Origin of the sequence: Pseudomonas profundi (assembly GCF_008638305.1) — a bacterium.
Taxonomy (GTDB): domain Bacteria; phylum Pseudomonadota; class Gammaproteobacteria; order Pseudomonadales; family Pseudomonadaceae; genus Halopseudomonas; species Halopseudomonas profundi.
Map to the genome: position 1 here is coordinate 123417 of NZ_VTPZ01000008.1, position 16969 is coordinate 140385.

16 protein-coding genes are annotated in these 16969 nt (G+C 59.6%); 12 read left to right on the forward strand and 4 right to left on the reverse strand.

The features are described from left to right. Nucleotides 1-104 precede the first annotated feature (104 nt). The 3 genes from FZE95_RS12315 to FZE95_RS12325 all read left to right on the forward strand — a co-directional run bounded on the left by FZE95_RS12315 (nucleotide 105) and on the right by FZE95_RS12325 (nucleotide 3764). Entirely contained in the window at nucleotides 105-1799 is a 1695-nt protein-coding gene (locus FZE95_RS12315) for an AMP-binding protein (protein ID WP_150301167.1), read from the forward strand. A 117-nt stretch (nucleotides 1800-1916) separates the two neighbouring features. Beyond that, nucleotides 1917-2780 (forward strand): alpha/beta fold hydrolase, encoded by an 864-nt coding sequence (locus tag FZE95_RS12320; protein WP_150301168.1) that lies wholly within the window; start codon nucleotides 1917-1919, stop codon nucleotides 2778-2780. A gap of 147 nt (nucleotides 2781-2927) precedes the next feature. Next, on the forward strand, nucleotides 2928-3764 hold the full coding sequence (locus FZE95_RS12325) for a DUF4892 domain-containing protein (protein WP_150301169.1): 837 nt from the start codon (nucleotides 2928-2930) through the stop codon (nucleotides 3762-3764). 53 nt (nucleotides 3765-3817) lie between these two features. Here FZE95_RS12325 and FZE95_RS12330 read toward each other — a convergent pair whose 3' ends face one another. Then, nucleotides 3818-6247, reverse strand: coding sequence for a penicillin acylase family protein (locus tag FZE95_RS12330; RefSeq protein WP_150301170.1), 2430 nt, complete (start codon nucleotides 6245-6247; stop codon nucleotides 3818-3820). A gap of 92 nt (nucleotides 6248-6339) precedes the next feature. Between FZE95_RS12330 and FZE95_RS12335 the strand changes: the two genes are divergently transcribed. The 3 genes from FZE95_RS12335 (at nucleotide 6340) to mnmH (ending at nucleotide 9590) form a co-directional block, all read left to right on the forward strand. Further along, nucleotides 6340-7347, forward strand: coding sequence for a patatin-like phospholipase family protein (locus FZE95_RS12335; RefSeq protein WP_150301171.1), 1008 nt, complete (start codon nucleotides 6340-6342; stop codon nucleotides 7345-7347). Between the two features lie 96 nt (nucleotides 7348-7443). After that, nucleotides 7444-8481, forward strand: a complete 1038-nt coding sequence (gene selD, locus FZE95_RS12340) for a selenide, water dikinase SelD (RefSeq protein WP_150301172.1) — start codon at nucleotides 7444-7446, stop codon at nucleotides 8479-8481. After that, nucleotides 8481-9590 (forward strand): tRNA 2-selenouridine(34) synthase MnmH, encoded by a 1110-nt coding sequence (mnmH, locus tag FZE95_RS12345; RefSeq protein WP_150301173.1) that lies wholly within the window; start codon nucleotides 8481-8483, stop codon nucleotides 9588-9590. Before selD ends, mnmH begins: the two co-directional genes overlap by 1 nt. Before the next feature lie 12 nt (nucleotides 9591-9602). Here the strand turns inward: mnmH and FZE95_RS12350 are convergent, their stop codons facing one another. Beyond that, nucleotides 9603-10175 (reverse strand): Smr/MutS family protein, encoded by a 573-nt coding sequence (locus FZE95_RS12350; protein ID WP_150301174.1) that lies wholly within the window; start codon nucleotides 10173-10175, stop codon nucleotides 9603-9605. Between the two features lie 129 nt (nucleotides 10176-10304). Between FZE95_RS12350 and prmB the strand changes: the two genes are divergently transcribed. Beyond that, the gene (prmB, locus tag FZE95_RS12355; protein ID WP_150301175.1) at nucleotides 10305-11216 is read left to right on the forward strand and encodes a 50S ribosomal protein L3 N(5)-glutamine methyltransferase; all 912 of its coding nucleotides are present in this window, start codon (nucleotides 10305-10307) and stop codon (nucleotides 11214-11216) included. Between the two features lie 4 nt (nucleotides 11217-11220). Here prmB and FZE95_RS12360 read toward each other — a convergent pair whose 3' ends face one another. Both FZE95_RS12360 and FZE95_RS12365 read right to left on the reverse strand, forming a co-directional pair. Continuing rightward, on the reverse strand, nucleotides 11221-11991 hold the full coding sequence (locus FZE95_RS12360; protein WP_150301176.1) for a hypothetical protein: 771 nt from the start codon (nucleotides 11989-11991) through the stop codon (nucleotides 11221-11223). A 59-nt stretch (nucleotides 11992-12050) separates the two neighbouring features. After that, nucleotides 12051-12818, reverse strand: a complete 768-nt coding sequence (locus FZE95_RS12365) for a sulfite exporter TauE/SafE family protein (protein WP_150301177.1) — start codon at nucleotides 12816-12818, stop codon at nucleotides 12051-12053. Nucleotides 12819-12990: 172 nt separating this feature from the next. On the opposite strand from FZE95_RS12365, the gene aroC reads away from it, so the two are divergent. The 5 genes from aroC to FZE95_RS12390 all read left to right on the forward strand — a co-directional run bounded on the left by aroC (nucleotide 12991) and on the right by FZE95_RS12390 (nucleotide 16957). Next, nucleotides 12991-14082, forward strand: a complete 1092-nt coding sequence (aroC, locus tag FZE95_RS12370; RefSeq protein WP_150301178.1) for a chorismate synthase — start codon at nucleotides 12991-12993, stop codon at nucleotides 14080-14082. A gap of 82 nt (nucleotides 14083-14164) precedes the next feature. Next, nucleotides 14165-15340 (forward strand): MFS transporter, encoded by a 1176-nt coding sequence (locus FZE95_RS12375; protein WP_150301179.1) that lies wholly within the window; start codon nucleotides 14165-14167, stop codon nucleotides 15338-15340. Between the two features lie 24 nt (nucleotides 15341-15364). Continuing rightward, nucleotides 15365-15892, forward strand: coding sequence for a hypothetical protein (locus FZE95_RS12380; RefSeq protein WP_190324560.1), 528 nt, complete (start codon nucleotides 15365-15367; stop codon nucleotides 15890-15892). A 111-nt stretch (nucleotides 15893-16003) separates the two neighbouring features. Next, nucleotides 16004-16195 carry a PLDc N-terminal domain-containing protein gene (locus FZE95_RS12385; protein ID WP_150301181.1) on the forward strand — a complete coding sequence of 64 codons (192 nt, stop codon included), beginning with the start codon at nucleotides 16004-16006 and terminating at the stop codon, nucleotides 16193-16195. Beyond that, entirely contained in the window at nucleotides 16196-16957 is a 762-nt protein-coding gene (locus FZE95_RS12390) for an SDR family oxidoreductase (protein WP_150301182.1), read from the forward strand. The last annotated feature ends 12 nt before the right edge of the window (nucleotides 16958-16969 follow it).

Consider the following 16969-nt stretch of genomic DNA (forward strand, 5'->3'; position numbering starts at 1 on the left):
GAGCATGGGATAGTGACGCTCGAAGCGATTATTCGGGTGACGCTATACCTTGGTCATTCAGCATTCAGCGCAGAAAAAAACAAAAAGTCCATGAGGCACAGCAAATGCCAGATCAGGTAAAACTGGCTGTTTCGTCTGCTCTCGAAAGCTTCTATGAGCGGGAGCGGGCTCACCCTGACAAGGTCTATCTGGTCCAGCCCCACGCAGACGCCAGCGTCGACGAATTCACCTGGGCTCAGGTGGGTGACCAGGCGCGCCGGATTGCCAGCTATCTGCGCTCGCTTGAGCTTGAACCTGGCAGCCATATTGCGCTTTTCTCGAAAAATTGTGCCCACTGGATAATCGCCGACCTGGCGATCTGGATGGCCGGGCATGTCAGTGTGCCGATCTATCCGACACTGGGCCGCGATTCAGTGCGCCCGATGCTCGAGCATGCCGAGTGCCGGGCGGCTTTCATTGGCAAGCTGGACAGTTGGCAGAGGGTACGCCCCACCGTGTACCCGGACATTCCGTGGATCGGGCTGCCATTGGCACCGGAGGATGCCGATCTGCTGCCCTGGCAGAGCCTGCTGGAGAGCAACGAGCCGCTGAGCGAAGATGTGCTGCCCGACCCTGCCGCTGTCGCGACCCTGGTCTATACGGCAGGCACATCGGGGCCACCAAAAGGCGTGATGCTCAGCTTCAGCGCGATGTATCACGCGGCCAGCAACTGGCTGCGTCTGTTCGTGATCAATGATAATGATCGACTGCTGTCCTACTTGCCGCTGAGTAACGTGGCGGAGCGTCAGTTCGTGCAGATTGCTTCGCTGCTTGGCGGCGAGACGGTTTATTTCGTGCATGGCTCTGACACCTTCGTGCGCGACATGCGCCGGGCCCGCCCAACGGTGTTTTTTGGCGTGCCGCGGCTCTGGTCCAAGTTACAGCGAAGCGTATACAGACGGGTCCCGGCGATTGTGCTGAATCCTCTGTTGAAGATACCGCTGCTTCGCAGAATCCCCGCCCGTATGGTGCTGGCAACATTGGGCCTGAACCATATCCGCTATGCCGTCAGCGGCGGCGCGCCTCCAGCCGACGACATGCTGCGCTGGTTCCAGCGTCTTGGAATGAACCTTGTCGAAATATACGGGATGACCGAAAACTGCGGCTATTCCCACCTTGGCAGACCCCAGCGATTCAAATCAGGCTGGGTCGGCTTGCCGAACCCGGGCGTCGAATGCCGGCTCGCGGAAGATGGCGAGCTCCTGCTGCGCAGCCGGGCCACTATGCTGGGCTATTTCAAGGATCCGGACGCTACCGCCCGAATGCTCGACGAGAATGGTTTTCTGCACACCGGAGATCTCGGTGAGGTCGACAAGGAGGGATTTGTGCGGGTCATCGGACGCGCCCGGGACCTGTTCACCACGCGCGCCGGCAAGGTGATCCCGCCCGGGCCGATCGAGCGGCTGCTGGATGCCAGTTCGCTGATCGAGCAATCCTGCGTGCTGGGAGAGAAGCTGCCGCAGCCGATAGCGCTGGTGCAATTGCAGGAGACCGAGTCTGCCGCTACGCCCAGCCGCGATCAGGTTGTTGAGGAGCGCCTAACGCGCATCCTCAGCGAAACCAACAAGCGGCTGCCTCAGCATCAGCAACTCGCTTGCCTGGTCGTGATTGGTGATAAATGGAGCGTGAATAATGGCTTCATTACCCCGACGCTGAAGCTCAAACGTCACGTGGTCGAAGCAACCTACCAGGACCAACTCGAAATGTGGTCGGTCAGCGGTAAACGGGTGCTCTGGCAAGAGACACCCACCCCGGGCTGAACTCTTGAGCCGGACCCGCTCCGACGGCGTTGTGCTGCGTTTCATGCATGCCAGACGCCTTGTCTACGGGCCATCCGAGGTATAGATTTTCCCGCTTTTTTAAGGATCCCAGGATTTATGGAACACGCGAGTCATGAAGTCCGCTTCAATCTGCCTTCGGTCGAGGTAGCCGCAAAAGTGTGGGGCAAGCCTGACGGGCTCCCGGTCATAGGGCTGCACGGCTGGCTGGATAACGCTGCCACCTTCGATCTGATCGCCCCCGAACTCGATGGGGTTTATCTGATCGCGCTGGACCTGCCGGGTCACGGTCTCTCCGGTCACCTGCCTGCCGGCGGCTACAGCCTGTGGCAGCAAGCCGCTGCCGTATTACAGGTCGCCGAAAGCATGGGGTGGGACCGGTTCGCGCTGCTGGGCCATTCGATGGGTGCGATTATCAGCAGCATTCTGTCCGCCAGCGTGCCCGACCGCATCATGGGCGCCGCGCTTATCGATGGCCTGATGCCGATCACCTCCGAGGCGGATGACACGCCAGATCAGATGGCGCGCTTTCTAAAAGCCAGCCTGGCCACCAGCAGGAAGCGCAAGCCCATTTACGTATCGCCCGAGAAGGCTACTACCGCTCGGATATTGGGCGGTAGCATGCCCCTGTCACGCGTTGCCGCCAATTGTCTGGTTGAACGCGGGCTGATGCCTGAGCAGGGCGGCTGGACCTGGCGAACCGATCCGCAATTGATGTTGCCTTCGGCGCTGCGCTTCACCCATAAGCAGGCCATTGCGATAGTTGAAGCGATCCGCACGCCTACCTGTCTGGTGGTTGCCAGCGAAGGTATCTTTGCCAGGCGCCCGGAGACGTCAGCCCTGCTTGATCAGCTTGAGAACGTGCAGATTCATCGGGTTGAAGGCGGACATCACTTGCACCTGGAACAGGCCGCTCCACGTGTCGCAACGATTATTGACAGTTTTTTCAAAGGCCTTGCTTGACCCGCTACGGGCGCTGGCCGAGGCTATCAGAAGGTCGGTCTTTGCTATAGGCTCATGCCACCGCATGACTGGCCAGAGTTGGTTGGGTGGGTCTGGCCCCGTGAATCCCCTGGGAGGCGCGGTAATCTGCAACGCTGAGGAGAACAAATGCCGTCAAGAAGACGACCGGCTCTGCTGTTAATGGGATTGGCATTCGGGCTGGCATCAGCCGTCAGTCAGGCTGCCGATGCGGTCCCGGATGAATTGTTGATCCAGCCGTTTCCCCGCGCAGAGGTTGCCAGGGTGAATGTTGAAGAGAACGTTGACCACGGTGTCGCCATTGGCAGCGTGCGACGCATCAACAACAAATTACGTGCCGAGCGTGAAGTGCGCACCATCGGCACGCTGCTGCAGGTTTCCTGGCTTATTCCATCGGGGCATGACGCAGATGAGGCGCTTGCTCATGCCACCCAACAGCTGCTGGATAACGACACCACCATGTTGTATTTCTGCGAAGGTCGGGAGTGCGGCAGCAGCAGTACCTGGGCCAGTCAGGTAATTGGCTTCTCGCGTCTATATGGCCCAGACGATAATCAGACCTATCTGGCGGTGCGTGTGGATGAGACGCCGCAACGATTTGTCAGCCTGTACGCGATCACCCGTGGCAACCGCCAGGTCTATTTGCATGTCGATCAGTTCACGCCTGACGAGCCGGTTGAGCGGGCTCTATATCCAACGCCCGCAACCTTGTTGAAGGTTATCAACAGCGAGGGGCATTTCAGTGTGCCTGCTGCCGAGCTGGAGGATCCCGAAGGGGAGACGATGGCAAGCTGGCTGGACCTGTTGAACCGCGCACTGCGCACAGACACCCGTTTACGCGTAGTGATACACGGAGCTCAGGCGCCGGCCGTTGTGCAGGGGCTCGCTGATCGCGGTATTCGCAAGCAGCGGCTGGAAATTGGCGAAGCAACACCCGGGTTGGGAATACGGATCGTCAAGATATAGGGTCTTGCCCGTTTCATCGCGAGCCGCGATGAACGGCAACAGACCTGCCACCCTCAACGGTTCCGGGAAGGCTTGACCTTCAAACGGTCAGGCAATCCCTGAATAGACACCCAGTCGAAGAGTTGCGTGCGGTAACGCCCCTCGTTGAATAGCTCAGCCTGGTCATCATAATGCGGGTCGAAGGGATTGCCCGACTGCCCAAGCGGCAGGATGCCCAGCGTACCGTCGAGATTACCCAGGTCTACCAGCCGGCGAGACGAAGGCCCCGCGCTGACCTGGTAGACGTCCTGCTCCAGGCCGAAAGTCATACTGTTGATACTCTCCCGGCTCCCATCAACAGGCACCGGACTACTACTCAAGAGCGCGCCAAAGGGAAGTTTATCCGCCAGCGGATGGGCATGCTCGAGTCGAATGACACGCTCCCATTTCCAGCTGTCGACGTCTGGCCCCAGTTGCTCAGCGAGTCCTTCGATTGTGCTGACCCAGGCGTGTTCAACCGCTGCCTGGCGTCCATCCAGGGAGGGCTGCTCACGGTTGTCCCACCACGGTGAAGCGGGCTTCCAGTAAAGACTGAGCAGGCTTTTCTCGGCCATATTGGTGTTCTTGAAAAACTCATACTGGTCGCCCAACTCATCGGCAAATAGCGCTCGCATCAGTTGGTCATGCCAGCGTTGATAAAGGGTTGCGCCCACATTGTTGCGTTCGAATTCGCCGTCCCACCCTGCGACCAACTCCGCTGCCCGAGCTGCAGGCGCGCGCAGCTCTTCGCGAAACAGTTTTTCGCTGAGCAACGGCAAGGCGTCGGTAATCATTGCCGCCGATTGAGAGCGGCGGGTATCGAGCTGTATATGGCGGAAAACCGTCTGATCCATTGGTTGATCGTCGGACAACATCTCGGCCAGCCGCTGGGAGCGTTCGGACGGTGCATAGTAACCAGGCACCAGGCGCCGGGGGTTGTCCTGGTCGTAGGGGTGGTTGGCGCTGTATACATGCCCGACGGATGGATTCACCGTGCGCGGATTGAGCGCAAACGGCTGATAGCCGAGAAATTTGTCCCGATCACTGCCGCCACTGAGCAGGGCGAAACTGTTATTGCTTTTTGGCCAGCGTTTCATGCGACCGATGGCCCAGGAGGCGATGTTGTCTTCCACGTCGGCGTACACTACGTTCAAGCCGGGAGACCAGTGCTTTGCTGCCGCGGCCTCGAACTCAGCCATGTTGCTGGCCCGTGAGAAACCGTAGAAGGCCTCGGTGGAGTCGCTTTCGGGATCAAGAAACGTCCAGAACAGGCTGACCGGGCGCCGATCCGCTTCAACCTCTTCCGATGCGTCCAGACGGTCATTGATGATAGGTCCGTTTTTCGAACTGCGCAGGCGGATCAGGCGGTCTTCCTGGCCGCGCACCTTGATCACCTCCTCGTGCACGGTCAGCTTCTGCCAGCGGTTGTCGGTCCACACATGGTCGGGTTTGTCCGGATGAACGCGCTCACGATAGAAGTCCACATCATCGTTCATCAACATGGTCAGCCCCCATGCGTGATGCCGCGTCTGGCCCAGCAGGGCAAATGGCAACCCGGCGAGGAAATGCCCGTAGACCTCATGCTCAGGGGTGCGGATATGGGCTTCATACCAGGTGGCGGGGACCGAGAAGCCAATATGTGGATCGTTCGCTAGCATCGGGGCGCCGCTTGCGCTGCGGCTTGCGTTGATGGCCCAGGCGTTGCTGCCCAGGAACTGGCCGACCGGCAGATGTTTCTCGACGTGGGCGACCCGATGGAGCAGCGGCCCGAGCAACGCGGCGCTCTGCGCTGGCGGTGATGTGGGCGGCTTGCTGCTTGGCCATCCAGGCACCAGATCCTGCATGTGGCGTTCGCCGAGGGTGCCGCGGACATGGTCGACCAACGCGTCCGTCTTGAAGGCTTCGGCAAACGAATACGCCATGTAGCCCATGACATGCGCAATATCAGCCGTGGAGAAGTAGTCCGGCTTGCTCAACAACAAGCGGTACTCGACCGGCACATTGCCTTGGTCGATGTACTGGTTTATGCCGCTCTGGTATGCATTTATCAACTGTACGTGCGGCGCATCGGCATTTTCTTCCATACGCCTGGCATATTCGCGGGCGAACCGGCTGATGCCCAGTGAGCGAAAGAAACGGTCAGTTACCAGCGACTCCTGGCCGAAGAGTTCGGACAGTCGCCCGGCCCCGATGCGGCGCAACAGGTCCATCTGGAACAGACGGTCCTGGGCGTGCAGGTAGCCAAGAGTACGATAGGCATCGAGGTCAGATTGTGCATCAATATGCGGCACTCCCCAGGTGTCGTAATATACCCGCGCCGGTTGTTCCATGCCCTGCAGTCTTAACGTGCCGCTGCGCTGTGCTTCCGAGCTGTGAAATATCCAGGCGCCCAGTCCGGCCAGGGTTATTGCGAGAATGAGCACTACGGCGGCCAGCTTCAACAGAAAGGTACGGCGTTTGTTCACGGGTTGCCTTGATATGGTGAAAATTATCCCGGCATCATGCTGAGAGTGAAACCCGTCGTCAATCGGGATTAATCAGAAGAGGAAAAGGCAGCATGGGACGCAGCGTCGCATTGGTTCTGGGCAGTGGCGGAGCCCGTGGTTACGCTCATATCGGCGTGATCGAGGAGTTGGAACGTCGCGGGTATTCCATCGAGTGCATCGCCGGGTGTTCCATGGGCGCGGTAGTGGGTGGCGTATATGCCGCGGGGGGGCTGTCGGCATACCGTGAGTGGGTTTCCGGTCTGGCTTATCTCGACGTGCTGAAGCTGCTGGATGTTGGGTTTGGCAACCTCGGCGCCATCCGTGGGGAAAAGATTTTCGGCCGCGTCCGGGAAATCGTCGGCGATATGCGGATCGAGGATCTGAAAATTCCCTTCACCGCAGTCGCTACCGATCTGACCAACCAGCAGGAGGTCTGGTTTCAGCAGGGCTGTTTGCACCAGGCCATGCGCGCCTCGGCGGCGATACCCAGCCTGTTTTCGCCAGTTCGTCAGGGTAGCCGGGTGCTGGTTGATGGCGGGCTGCTCAATCCGCTGCCGATTGTTCCGGTGGTGTCCTCCCATTGCGATCTCATCGTGGCGGTCAACCTCAACGGCACACATACCTACGGATACAGTTTGCCGGTAATCGAGCGGCCTGCGCCGATCCGCCAGCAGTGGGACCACTGGGTAGGCAGTATCAATATGCGCAACTGGATCGGCCGTCGCGGAAGCTCCGCCGATGATGTGGTTGCGCTGGATCAACCTGTCGAAGATGAACCGCCCGCAGAGAAGGCTGCAATCCGTCAACAGGACGAAACGGCCCCGGTACGGGTGGAGCAGAATGTCGGCCCGGCAAGCATGCTGGAACTGGTGAACCTGTCATTCGAAACGATGCAGGCTTCACTGACCCAGTACAAGATTGCCGGCTATCCCCCTGACGTACTGATAGAAGTACCGAAACGCCTGAGCCGTTTCTTCGATTTTCACCGCGCCCCGGAGCTGATCGAGCTCGGCCGGATGGTTGCCAGCGACACTCTGGACCGTTTCGAGGGACTCAAGCCCGAAGCCTATGCTTCGTAGCGGCTTCGACGAAAGGTTGGCAGACACCGTCCATTCCGTAGGCCGGTCTGGTCAGGCCTGATAGAATGCCGCTCTTGAATTGGCAGGAGAGACGGCATGAAAACTTCAGTTCGCTTGACCGAATACAGCCATGGCGCCGGCTGTGGATGCAAGATTTCTCCACAGGTGCTGGACGAGATCCTCTCGGTCGGGCAACCCGGTCCGGCGTTCCCGCAACTGTGGGTCGGTAATTCCAGTCGGGATGATGCCGCTGTTTTCGGCATATATGACGAACGCGGTATTGTCAGCACCACCGACTTCTTCATGCCCATTGTTGACGATCCATACGATTTCGGCCGCATAGCCGCGACCAATGCCATCAGTGATATCTATGCCATGGGCGGCACGCCCCTGATGGCAATCGCCATTCTTGGCTGGCCGGTGAATGTGCTGCCCGCAGCCGTAGCGGGCGAGGTTCTGGCTGGCGCTCGTGCAGTCTGCACAGAGGCAGGCATGCCGTTGGCAGGCGGGCACTCAATCGACGCGCCGGAGCCCATCTTTGGTCTGGCGGTGACTGGCCAGGTCACCCGTAACCAGCTCAAGCGCAATGATACTGCGCGTGCTGGCGCAAAGTTATACCTGACCAAACCCCTGGGCATCGGCATTCTGACCACCGCAGAGAAACAGAAAAAGCTGCGCGACGAGGACACCGGTGTGGCGCGTGATCTGATGTGCCGACTCAATCGTATCGGCGCGCAGTTCGCAACGCTGGAAGGCGTACAGGCGATGACGGACGTCACCGGTTTCGGTCTGCTCGGTCATCTGGTGGAAATGGCCGAAGGGTCAGGGGTCAAGGCGCGCGTCGAATACGCGCGCGTGCCGCGCCTGGCCAGCGTCGATTATTACCTCTCGGCTGGCTGCGTTCCGGGCGGCACCGGGCGCAACTTTGACAGTTACGGCCACAAGGTCGCCGATATGCCGCAGGCCTGGCGCAACCTGTTATGTGATCCGCAGACCAGCGGCGGTTTGCTGGTTGCGGTCGATCCGGCGGCCGAGGCATCGTTTGTCGCGCTCGCCGAGTCAGAGGGCCTGCAGCTTGAGCCGATTGGCGAGTGCGTTGTCGCTGATGGCAGCCCCTGCGTCGAGGTCGTTTGATGCGCGCTGACACGCAGGAATTTTCGCGCCTTTTTCTGAACGACGTGCCGTTGCTGGATGTGCGTGCGCCGGTCGAGTGTGCCAAGGGTGCCTTCCCGGGCGTGGTGAATCTGCCGCTGATGCTCGATAGCGAGCGCGAGCAGGTGGGCATCTGTTACAAGCAGAAGGGCCAGCAGGCTGCCATCGAACTGGGCCACAAGCTGGTCAACAGCGACGTCAAGGCGCAGCGGGTCGAAGCCTGGAAAGCCTTCGCCGGAGCGCACCCTGAAGGCTATATCTATTGTTTCCGGGGTGGTTTGCGTTCGCAAATCGTCCAGCAGTGGCTGGCGGAGGCGGGCGTGGAATATCCGCGTGTTGCCGGCGGCTACAAGGCGTTACGGCGTTTCCTGATCGATACACTGGACGAGGCGATTCGTGAGTGCTCCCTCAAGCTGGTAGCCGGTTTGACCGGCACAGGTAAAACTGAAGTGATCGCAGCGCTGGAGTCCAGCCTGGATCTGGAAGGCCATGCCCATCATCGGGGCTCGAGCTTCGGTCGACGCGCTACGCCTCAACCGGGACAGATTGATTTCGAGAATCGTCTGGCCATCGAGGTGCTCAAGGTCCGCGCAAGAGGTCACCAATCACTGGTCCTGGAAGACGAGGGCCGCATGGTCGGTAGTTGTACGGTGCCGATCGAGTTGTTCCGCGCCATGCAGGAGGCGCCGCTGATCTGGCTGGAAGAGAGCTTCGAAAACCGTGTTGAGCGAATCCTGCAGGACTATGTGACGGATATGCATGCTGAATATGCACTGTTGTATCCCGACCAGCCTGAGGCCGCCTTCGCTGCGTTCTCGGAGTTTTTGCTGGGTAGCTTGTTGCGTATTCGCAAGCGTTTGGGTGGCGAGCGCTTTCAATCTCTTGAAGCGATGATGCGTCACGCGCTGGACATTCAGCAGCATGAAGGGAATGTGCATTCCCACCGTGACTGGATTGCCGGGCTGCTGACGCATTATTACGATCCGATGTATGCCTACCAGCGGGCTGGGAAAGAGCAGCGGGTCGTATTCAGTGGCGACAAGCAAGCGGTCATCGAATACCTGGCTGAGCGGTCAACCAGCGAGGCGTGAACCGTTAGCCGGTTATTCGTCCCGTCCTTCCAGCATTGTTCGTTTGAGCAGGACGTAAACCGAGCCGGTGCCGCCATGGCGTGGAATGCATGAGGTAAAACCCAACACCTTCGGGTGTTGGCGCAGCCAGGTGTTTACGTGGCTTTTGAGGATGGGTTTGCGTCCGTCCTTGCGCATGGCTTTGCCGTGAGTCACGCGTACACAGCGGATCTCCAGCCGGTTAGCCTCGGCAAGAAATTCCCACAGAATATCGCGCGCCTTCTCCACGGTCATGCCATGCAGATCGATGGTGCCATCGAAGGGTATCTGGCCGGTTTTCAGTTTGCGCAGCTGGCTTTCCTGAACACCGTTGGACGCCCAGGCCAGCTCTTCTTCGGGTTGCACATCCATCACGAACTGATCCGACAGCCCATCCACCTTGATGCGGTTGTCCGGCCGTACGGCACCCTGACGCAAGGTCCTGAGCCTGGCGTGATCAGTGCGCGGCTTGCCGGTATCGGCCTGGTCGACCTTGATCGGTTTCACTCCCCGGATCGCCTGCCTGAACAGGTCAAGATCATCGGTCTCGTTGGAATCGTGGGTCATGGTTGTCACACATAATTGGCAGACACGCATTGTACCAGCCCCTGTGACTTATGCCTCGGACGAGAAAACCGGCGCCACGAATTTGCCGCGCCTGCTAGAATGGCGGCTCTGATTCAAGGACGCTTTGCCATGACTGAACTTGCTGCGCTGACCACAATCAAGGATCTCGTTCGCTGGGGCGTGAGTCGTTTTCACGAAGCCGGCCTGTGGTTCGGACATGGCACGGATAACGCGTGGGACGAGTCGCGCCTGCTGGTGTTGAGCGGGTTGTCACTGGCCTGGGAGACGCCGCCGGAGTACATGGATTGCCGGGTTACCGAGAGTGAGCGGGCGGCTGTGGTCGCCTTGTTGCAGCAGCGGATAGACCAGCGTATCCCCGCGGCCTATCTGACCGGGCATGCGCGCTTCGCCGGCCTCGATTTCATTGTCGATGAAAGAGTGCTGGTGCCACGCTCGCCGATTGCCGAGTTGATTGCCAATCGTTTCGAGCCCTGGCTGGAGCGCGATCCTGTACGGATTCTGGATCTATGTAGCGGTAGCGGCTGCATCGGTATTGCCTGCGCCTACGCGTTCCCCCAGGCCGAGGTGGTGCTGGCGGATCTGTCCACCGACGCGTTGGCTGTGGCGGAAGAAAACATCGAAGCGCATCAGGTTCAGGATCGGGTTGAGGCGCGCTGGTCGGACGGTCTCGACGGCATGCCGGGCGAACGCTTTGATTTGATCGTGAGCAATCCGCCCTACGTGGATGCGCAGGATATGGATGGGCTGCCGGATGAGTATCAACATGAGCCGGAGATTGGTCTGGCTTGCGGTGAAGACGGCCTGGATCTGGTCCGGCGCATCCTTGCAGAAGCCGCCGATCATCTTACAGAGGATGGCGTTCTGGTGATCGAAGTGGGCAACAGCATGGTGCACGTCATGGCCGAGTGGCCTGAAGTCGATTTCGAGTGGGTACCGTTCAAGCACGGCGGGCACGGCGTGTTCGTACTGAGCGCGGCGCAGTGCCGGGATCATCAGGAGTTGTTTCAGGCCTCGCTGTAGCCACTCAGCGCAGCACCACCCATAGCAGCAATATGGCCTGGAAAATGGAAAACACGATCAGACAGCCGATTGCGAAGCGGTGCCCGATATCGTTGCGTTTATAGCTTTCCAGTGACGCCTGCAACGTGTTGAGCTGACGTTGCTGCTGCAGCTGGGCCGCTTCCTGCTCGCGAAGTTGATGCAGGAGCTCTCCGGGCTCGATGGGTTGTACGCGCTCGGTGTTCCAGCTTCCGATCAGATGCTGCAGATGGCTGGTCTGGGCGCGCCCCCGGGCAGGGGAGTCCGGGTTGAAGCTGATATCGAATCCGGCGCGCTTGAGCAGCTTCCTGCGTATTTCCTGCAATTCCTCGCTCAGGCCCTGGTCATCAAGAATCAGCGGCGTGACCACATACTCCGGCACATTGCGCTGGCACCAATCGATTAGCTGGGCGAGCAAATACCCGGCTATGCCGCGCCGAGCTGGAGCGATGCGCACGCCACTGGGCCCAAAGCGCACCCGTTGACGATTGTGGTCGACCAATACTTCAAGCCGGTTGCCATCTTCCTGCAGCGGTTCGCCATCCAGCCGGACCTGCAGGCGATAGAGTTCAAGGTTGCCGATGCGCTCGTGGGTGGTCGCTACCTGGGCGAGTGTCTCCGGCTGAATGGTCTTGCGCAGCACCGATACCGGCCTGAGCAATATCCAGTGAAAGTCGGTTGGCCGGGCGCGGGCAAAGGGATCCCGTGGCGACCTGGGTTCCGTTGCGTTGATGGTCGGTAGGTCCGCGCTGCTCATGAGTGATGTCCGGTAGGGTTCACAGGCTTATCGGCAGCGTGGAATCAAACTTGACCTCATTACCAGCTGCTCAGCGCATTCCAGATCAATCGGATCGCGAGGAGCGTCAGGAGCAGATTGAAATACAGGCCGAAGCGTTGATCGCTGAGGTTTTTCAGTAGTGTCAGCCCCAGCCAGGTGCCGATAGCGCCGGCCCCGATCATGATCAGTATCAGCCCCAGCCATTCCATGAATATGAAACCTGCGGCGCCGTAAACCAGTGCCTTCGGTGCATGCTGTAATGTCATTGCAGCGGCAAAGGTTGCGACGGTGGCAAAGCGGTCACCCTGTTGCTGCTGTTTGACAAAGGCGGCCACCAGCGGCCCGGTAGCACCGACAAACAGGCTGACGAAGGTGGTCAGCGTGGCTGCGATCAGGGTGCCGACCGGTCCGGTGGCGATCTTCGGGATCTGCGGGCCCCAGCAGAGGAGCAGAATGAAACCCGCAATACACAGCTGGACCAGGGCCAGCGGCAAATCCACCAGAAACTGGCTGCCAAGCCAGGCTCCCAGAAGCACTCCGGGGAAAAACCAGGCGATCACCGAGAGTCTGATATGACGGGCAGTCATCAGAGCACGGTTGAAATTGGAGCCTAGTTGCACCATCCCGTGAACCGGAATGATCGCCGCGGGCGGCATGACCAGTGCCATGATAGCGAGCAGCGCAACGCCGCCGCCGATACCCAATGACGCGGTTATCGCCGAGGTGATGCCCGCAGCGATGACCAGCATGCTGGCCAGTGCCGGAGTGAGGCCAGCCGGTAGAATGAATTCAAGGACCGCTTCCATCGGAACGCCCGTCGCTGCGAAAACGGAAGCTTAGGGTGTGTGCGCCTGTTGCCGCAACTCAAGATCGCACCCCATGGGCAGGGCTAGACAGGCGCCGGGCCAACAGGCTGTCACCCTCCTGCACGGAACGCTATACTGCTGGCCCTTCAATCATCGACTTCGGGTTGCGCGCATGTCCGGAAATACCATAGGCACACTGTTCACTGTCACCACCGCCGGCGAGAGCCATGGCGCAGCCTTGATGGCCATTGTGGACGGGTGCCCTCCGGGCATGGAACTGAGCACGGCTGATCTGCAGCATGAACTGGATCGTCGCAAACCGGGCACCAGCCGGCATACAACCCAGCGTCAGGAGGCAGACGAAGTCGAGATCGTTTCCGGCGTGTTCGAAGGGCGCACCACGGGATGTCCGATCGGGTTGCTGATTCGCAACACCGATCAGAAGTCCAAGGATTACTCGGCAATCAAGGACCTGTTCCGGCCGGCCCACGCCGACTATACCTACCATCACAAGTACGGCACTCGCGATTACCGCGGAGGCGGCCGCTCGTCTGCACGTGAAACCGCCATGCGCGTGGCTGCGGGCGCTATCGCGAAGAAATACCTGGCAACTCAGGGCATCACCGTGCGCGGATATATGAGCCAGTTGGGTCCGATCGAAATCCCCTTCGAGACCTGGGAGTCGGTGGATCAGAACGCCTTTTTCTGTCCGAACCCGGGCAAGGTGGCTGAGCTGGAAGTCTATATGGACCAGCTGCGCAGGGATCAGGATTCTGTCGGTGCGAAGATTACCGTAGTCGCTGAGGGCGTTCCGCCAGGCCTGGGCGAGCCGGTCTTTGACCGCCTGGATGCTGAGCTGGCCTACGCACTGATGAATATCAATGCGGTGAAGGGCGTCGAAATTGGTGCCGGCTTTGCCTCGGTCGCCCAGCGCGGGACTGAACATCGGGATGAAATGACCCCCGCCGGGTTCAGGAGCAACCATGCGGGCGGCGTACTGGGCGGTATTTCCTCGGGCCAGCCGATTGTCGCAAGCCTGGCGCTAAAGCCTACATCCAGCATCACGACTCCCGGCCAATCCATTGATATCAATGGTAATCCTGTCGAGGTTATTACCAAGGGGCGGCATGATCCCTGTGTCGGCATCCGTGCCACACCGATCGCCGAGGCGATGGTTGCTATCGTGTTGCTCGACCATCTGCTGCGTCACCGCGGGCAGAATGCAGAGGTGCAGGTGGCTACGCCCGTGCTCGGTCAGTTGTAATCTTCCGGTTGACTGCTGCGGCCTGTCTGGCTGGTGTTGGCGCCAGCGCAGGCGGGGCTGATCCGAATATCCTGTCAGGGTCATGATCGTGCCGTACTGGCGACTATCGAGTTTTTACTTCGCTTATTTCGCGCTGCTCGGCGGCATAGCGCCATTTCTGTCGCTGTATTTCCATCACCTGGGTTTTTCCGCCGCACGCATCGGTGAGCTTGTCGCCATCCCCATGTTGATGCGTTGCCTGGCGCCCAGTCTGTGGGGCTGGTTGGGTGATGTGAGCGGGCGGCGCCTGCTGATTGTTCGCTGTGGTGCGCTGGCTACTGCGCTGAGTTTCACCGGGATATTCCTGCGGCAGGATTATCTGTGGCTGGCGTTGATCATGGCTTTGCACAGTTTCTTCTGGCACGCAGTGCTGCCGCAATTCGAGGCAATCACACTGGCACATCTGGGAGATCAGTCGGCTCGCTACAGTCAGGTAAGGCTGTGGGGATCGGTGGGCTTTATCGCCACCGTGGTTGGCCTGGGCTGGCTGTTACAGGCGTACGAACTGGATGTATACCCGGTCGTCATGCTCTCTATCATGTCGGCGATTTTTCTGTGTAGCCTGCTGGTTCCGGCGCCCCCATCACGCCTCGTGAAGGAGGGCGGCCAGCTGGCGACGGGGTTCATCAGGCAGTTGCTCCGCCCGGGTGTGCCGGCATTCTTTGTCTGTGTTGCATTCATGCAACTGTCACATGGGCCTTACTACACCTTTCTCACGCTGCACCTGGAAGCGCTCGGTTATACACGCAGCGTGATTGGCGTGATGTGGGCGTTCGGCGTGCTGGCCGAGATTCTGCTGTTTGCCCTGATGACCCGAATCCTGGCTTTTTGCAGTTTAAAGCAGATGCTGGTGGTCAGCTTTGCGCTGGCTGCGCTGCGTTGGCTGTTGTTGGGCGGGCTGGCTGATCACCTGACAGTATTGCTGTTCGCGCAGTTGCTGCACGCTGCCACGTTCGGCAGCTTTCATGTCGCAGCGATCCATTTCGTCCAGCAGAGTTTCAGCGAGAGGATGCAGGGACAAGGGCAAGCTTTGTATGCGACGCTTGCCGGGGTAGGCGGCGCACTCGGTGCGCTATATTCGGGCTACAGCTGGACCAGCATCGGGCCGTTCTGGACCTTTGCCATCGCCAGTTTTGCTGCACTGCTCGCTGCGCTGGTGCTGCAGTGGCGTCTGCCCGGTCGAGCCGATATGGCAACTGAAAACGATCGGGTCCATTAATCGAATAATCAGAGGCGGATGGCCATGACTTTCCTGGCGGTGTATCACCACGAGAACCTGTTGAACCCGATCAAACTGCTGACGCACCGCGACGATATAACCGCCACGCTGGAAGCGGTCTCCGTCAGCTACGAGAACCTTGATATCTCCGCTGCATTCACTGGCGTGGAAGATGACTCGCGGATTCTGGGCAGCCTCGAAGCGCAGTTCGAGGACTACCCGCACAGAAAAGTTATCCGGCTGCCGGCGATACCCCGTTACGCAACGCCGCCATCCGACGCTGGCGAGCCCGAGCAACGCTGCGTTGACGCAGGATTGCGACTGTTTGTTCAAGGCCGGGGCGTATTCTGCCTGCATCAGGCGGACCACCTGTACGCGCTGGGGTGTGAGGCGGGAGACCTGGTCTCGGTTCCGGCGGGTGTGACCCATTGGTTCCGTCAGAGCACTGGTCCGGAGTGCGTTGTGGTTCGCCTTGCACATAGCACTGACGGGCTCCAGTGCGTCGTCTGCGATGAACGCCTGGCCAGGGGAATCGAGTTGCCGGAATTCTGAGATCCGATAGGCCGTGGCCGTATTGGATTATCGCTGCGTTGCCTATTGCGCAAGCGAAGCTGTGATGATGGTCTAGACTGGAGAAGAACTTCTCAAAACAAGGGCTTAGCGATGGAAAATTTAGGCGGCGGTCTAATTGGTTTGGTGATACTCGTTCTGAGTATCTGGGCCATCATCAAAATTGTACAGAGCGGTGCGAGTACGCTCGCCAAGGTACTTTGGGTATTGTTCATTCTGATCGTGCCGGTGATCGGCCTGATCGTCTGGTTCTTTGCCGGCCCACGCGGTGGGACGACTCCATAAATGATTCCGTTGGATGGTAGGGTGGCGCTGGTTACTGGCGCTGCTCGAGGTATCGGCTATGGCGTGGCTACCCGTCTGTTACGGGACGGGTGGTCGGTAGTGCTGGCTGATATCGACGAAGCTGGCGGCCAGGAGGCCGCCGAGGAGCTGGCGCGACTGGGCACGGTCGAGTTTGTCACCCTGGATGTTGCAGATGAAGCCAGTGTGATTGCCTGCATGGAGCGCGTCGAGGAAGACTTCGGGCAGCTTGATGGCCTGGTGAACAATGCCGGCATCGCCGATCCGGATAATGGTCCGCTGGAACAGTTGAGTCTGGACAGCTGGAATCGCTTGATCGGCACCAATCTGACCGGCGCTTTCCTGCTTTCCAAGCATGCAGTCGGATTGTTGCGCCGGCGGGGCGGTGCCATCGTCAACATGGCTTCAACCCGCGCCGTACAGTCCGAGGCACAGACAGAGGCCTACGCGGCGAGCAAGGGCGGGCTGGTAGCACTGACGCATGCCATGGCGGTAAGCCTCGGGCCTGAAATTAGGGTGAATGCGGTCAGTCCGGGATGGATCGACACGCGACCGCCGGTTCAGCAAGCCAGTGATCCGCTGAGGGTGGTGGATCATGAGCAACATGCCGCGGGCAGAGTAGGGCAGCCAGCAGATGTTGCGGCGCTGGTTGCCTTCCTCCTGGGGCCGGATGCCGGCTTCATTACCGGACAGAATTACCTGATTGATGGCGGCATGACCCGACAGATGTTTTACGTCGAGTAACGCCTGATCCTG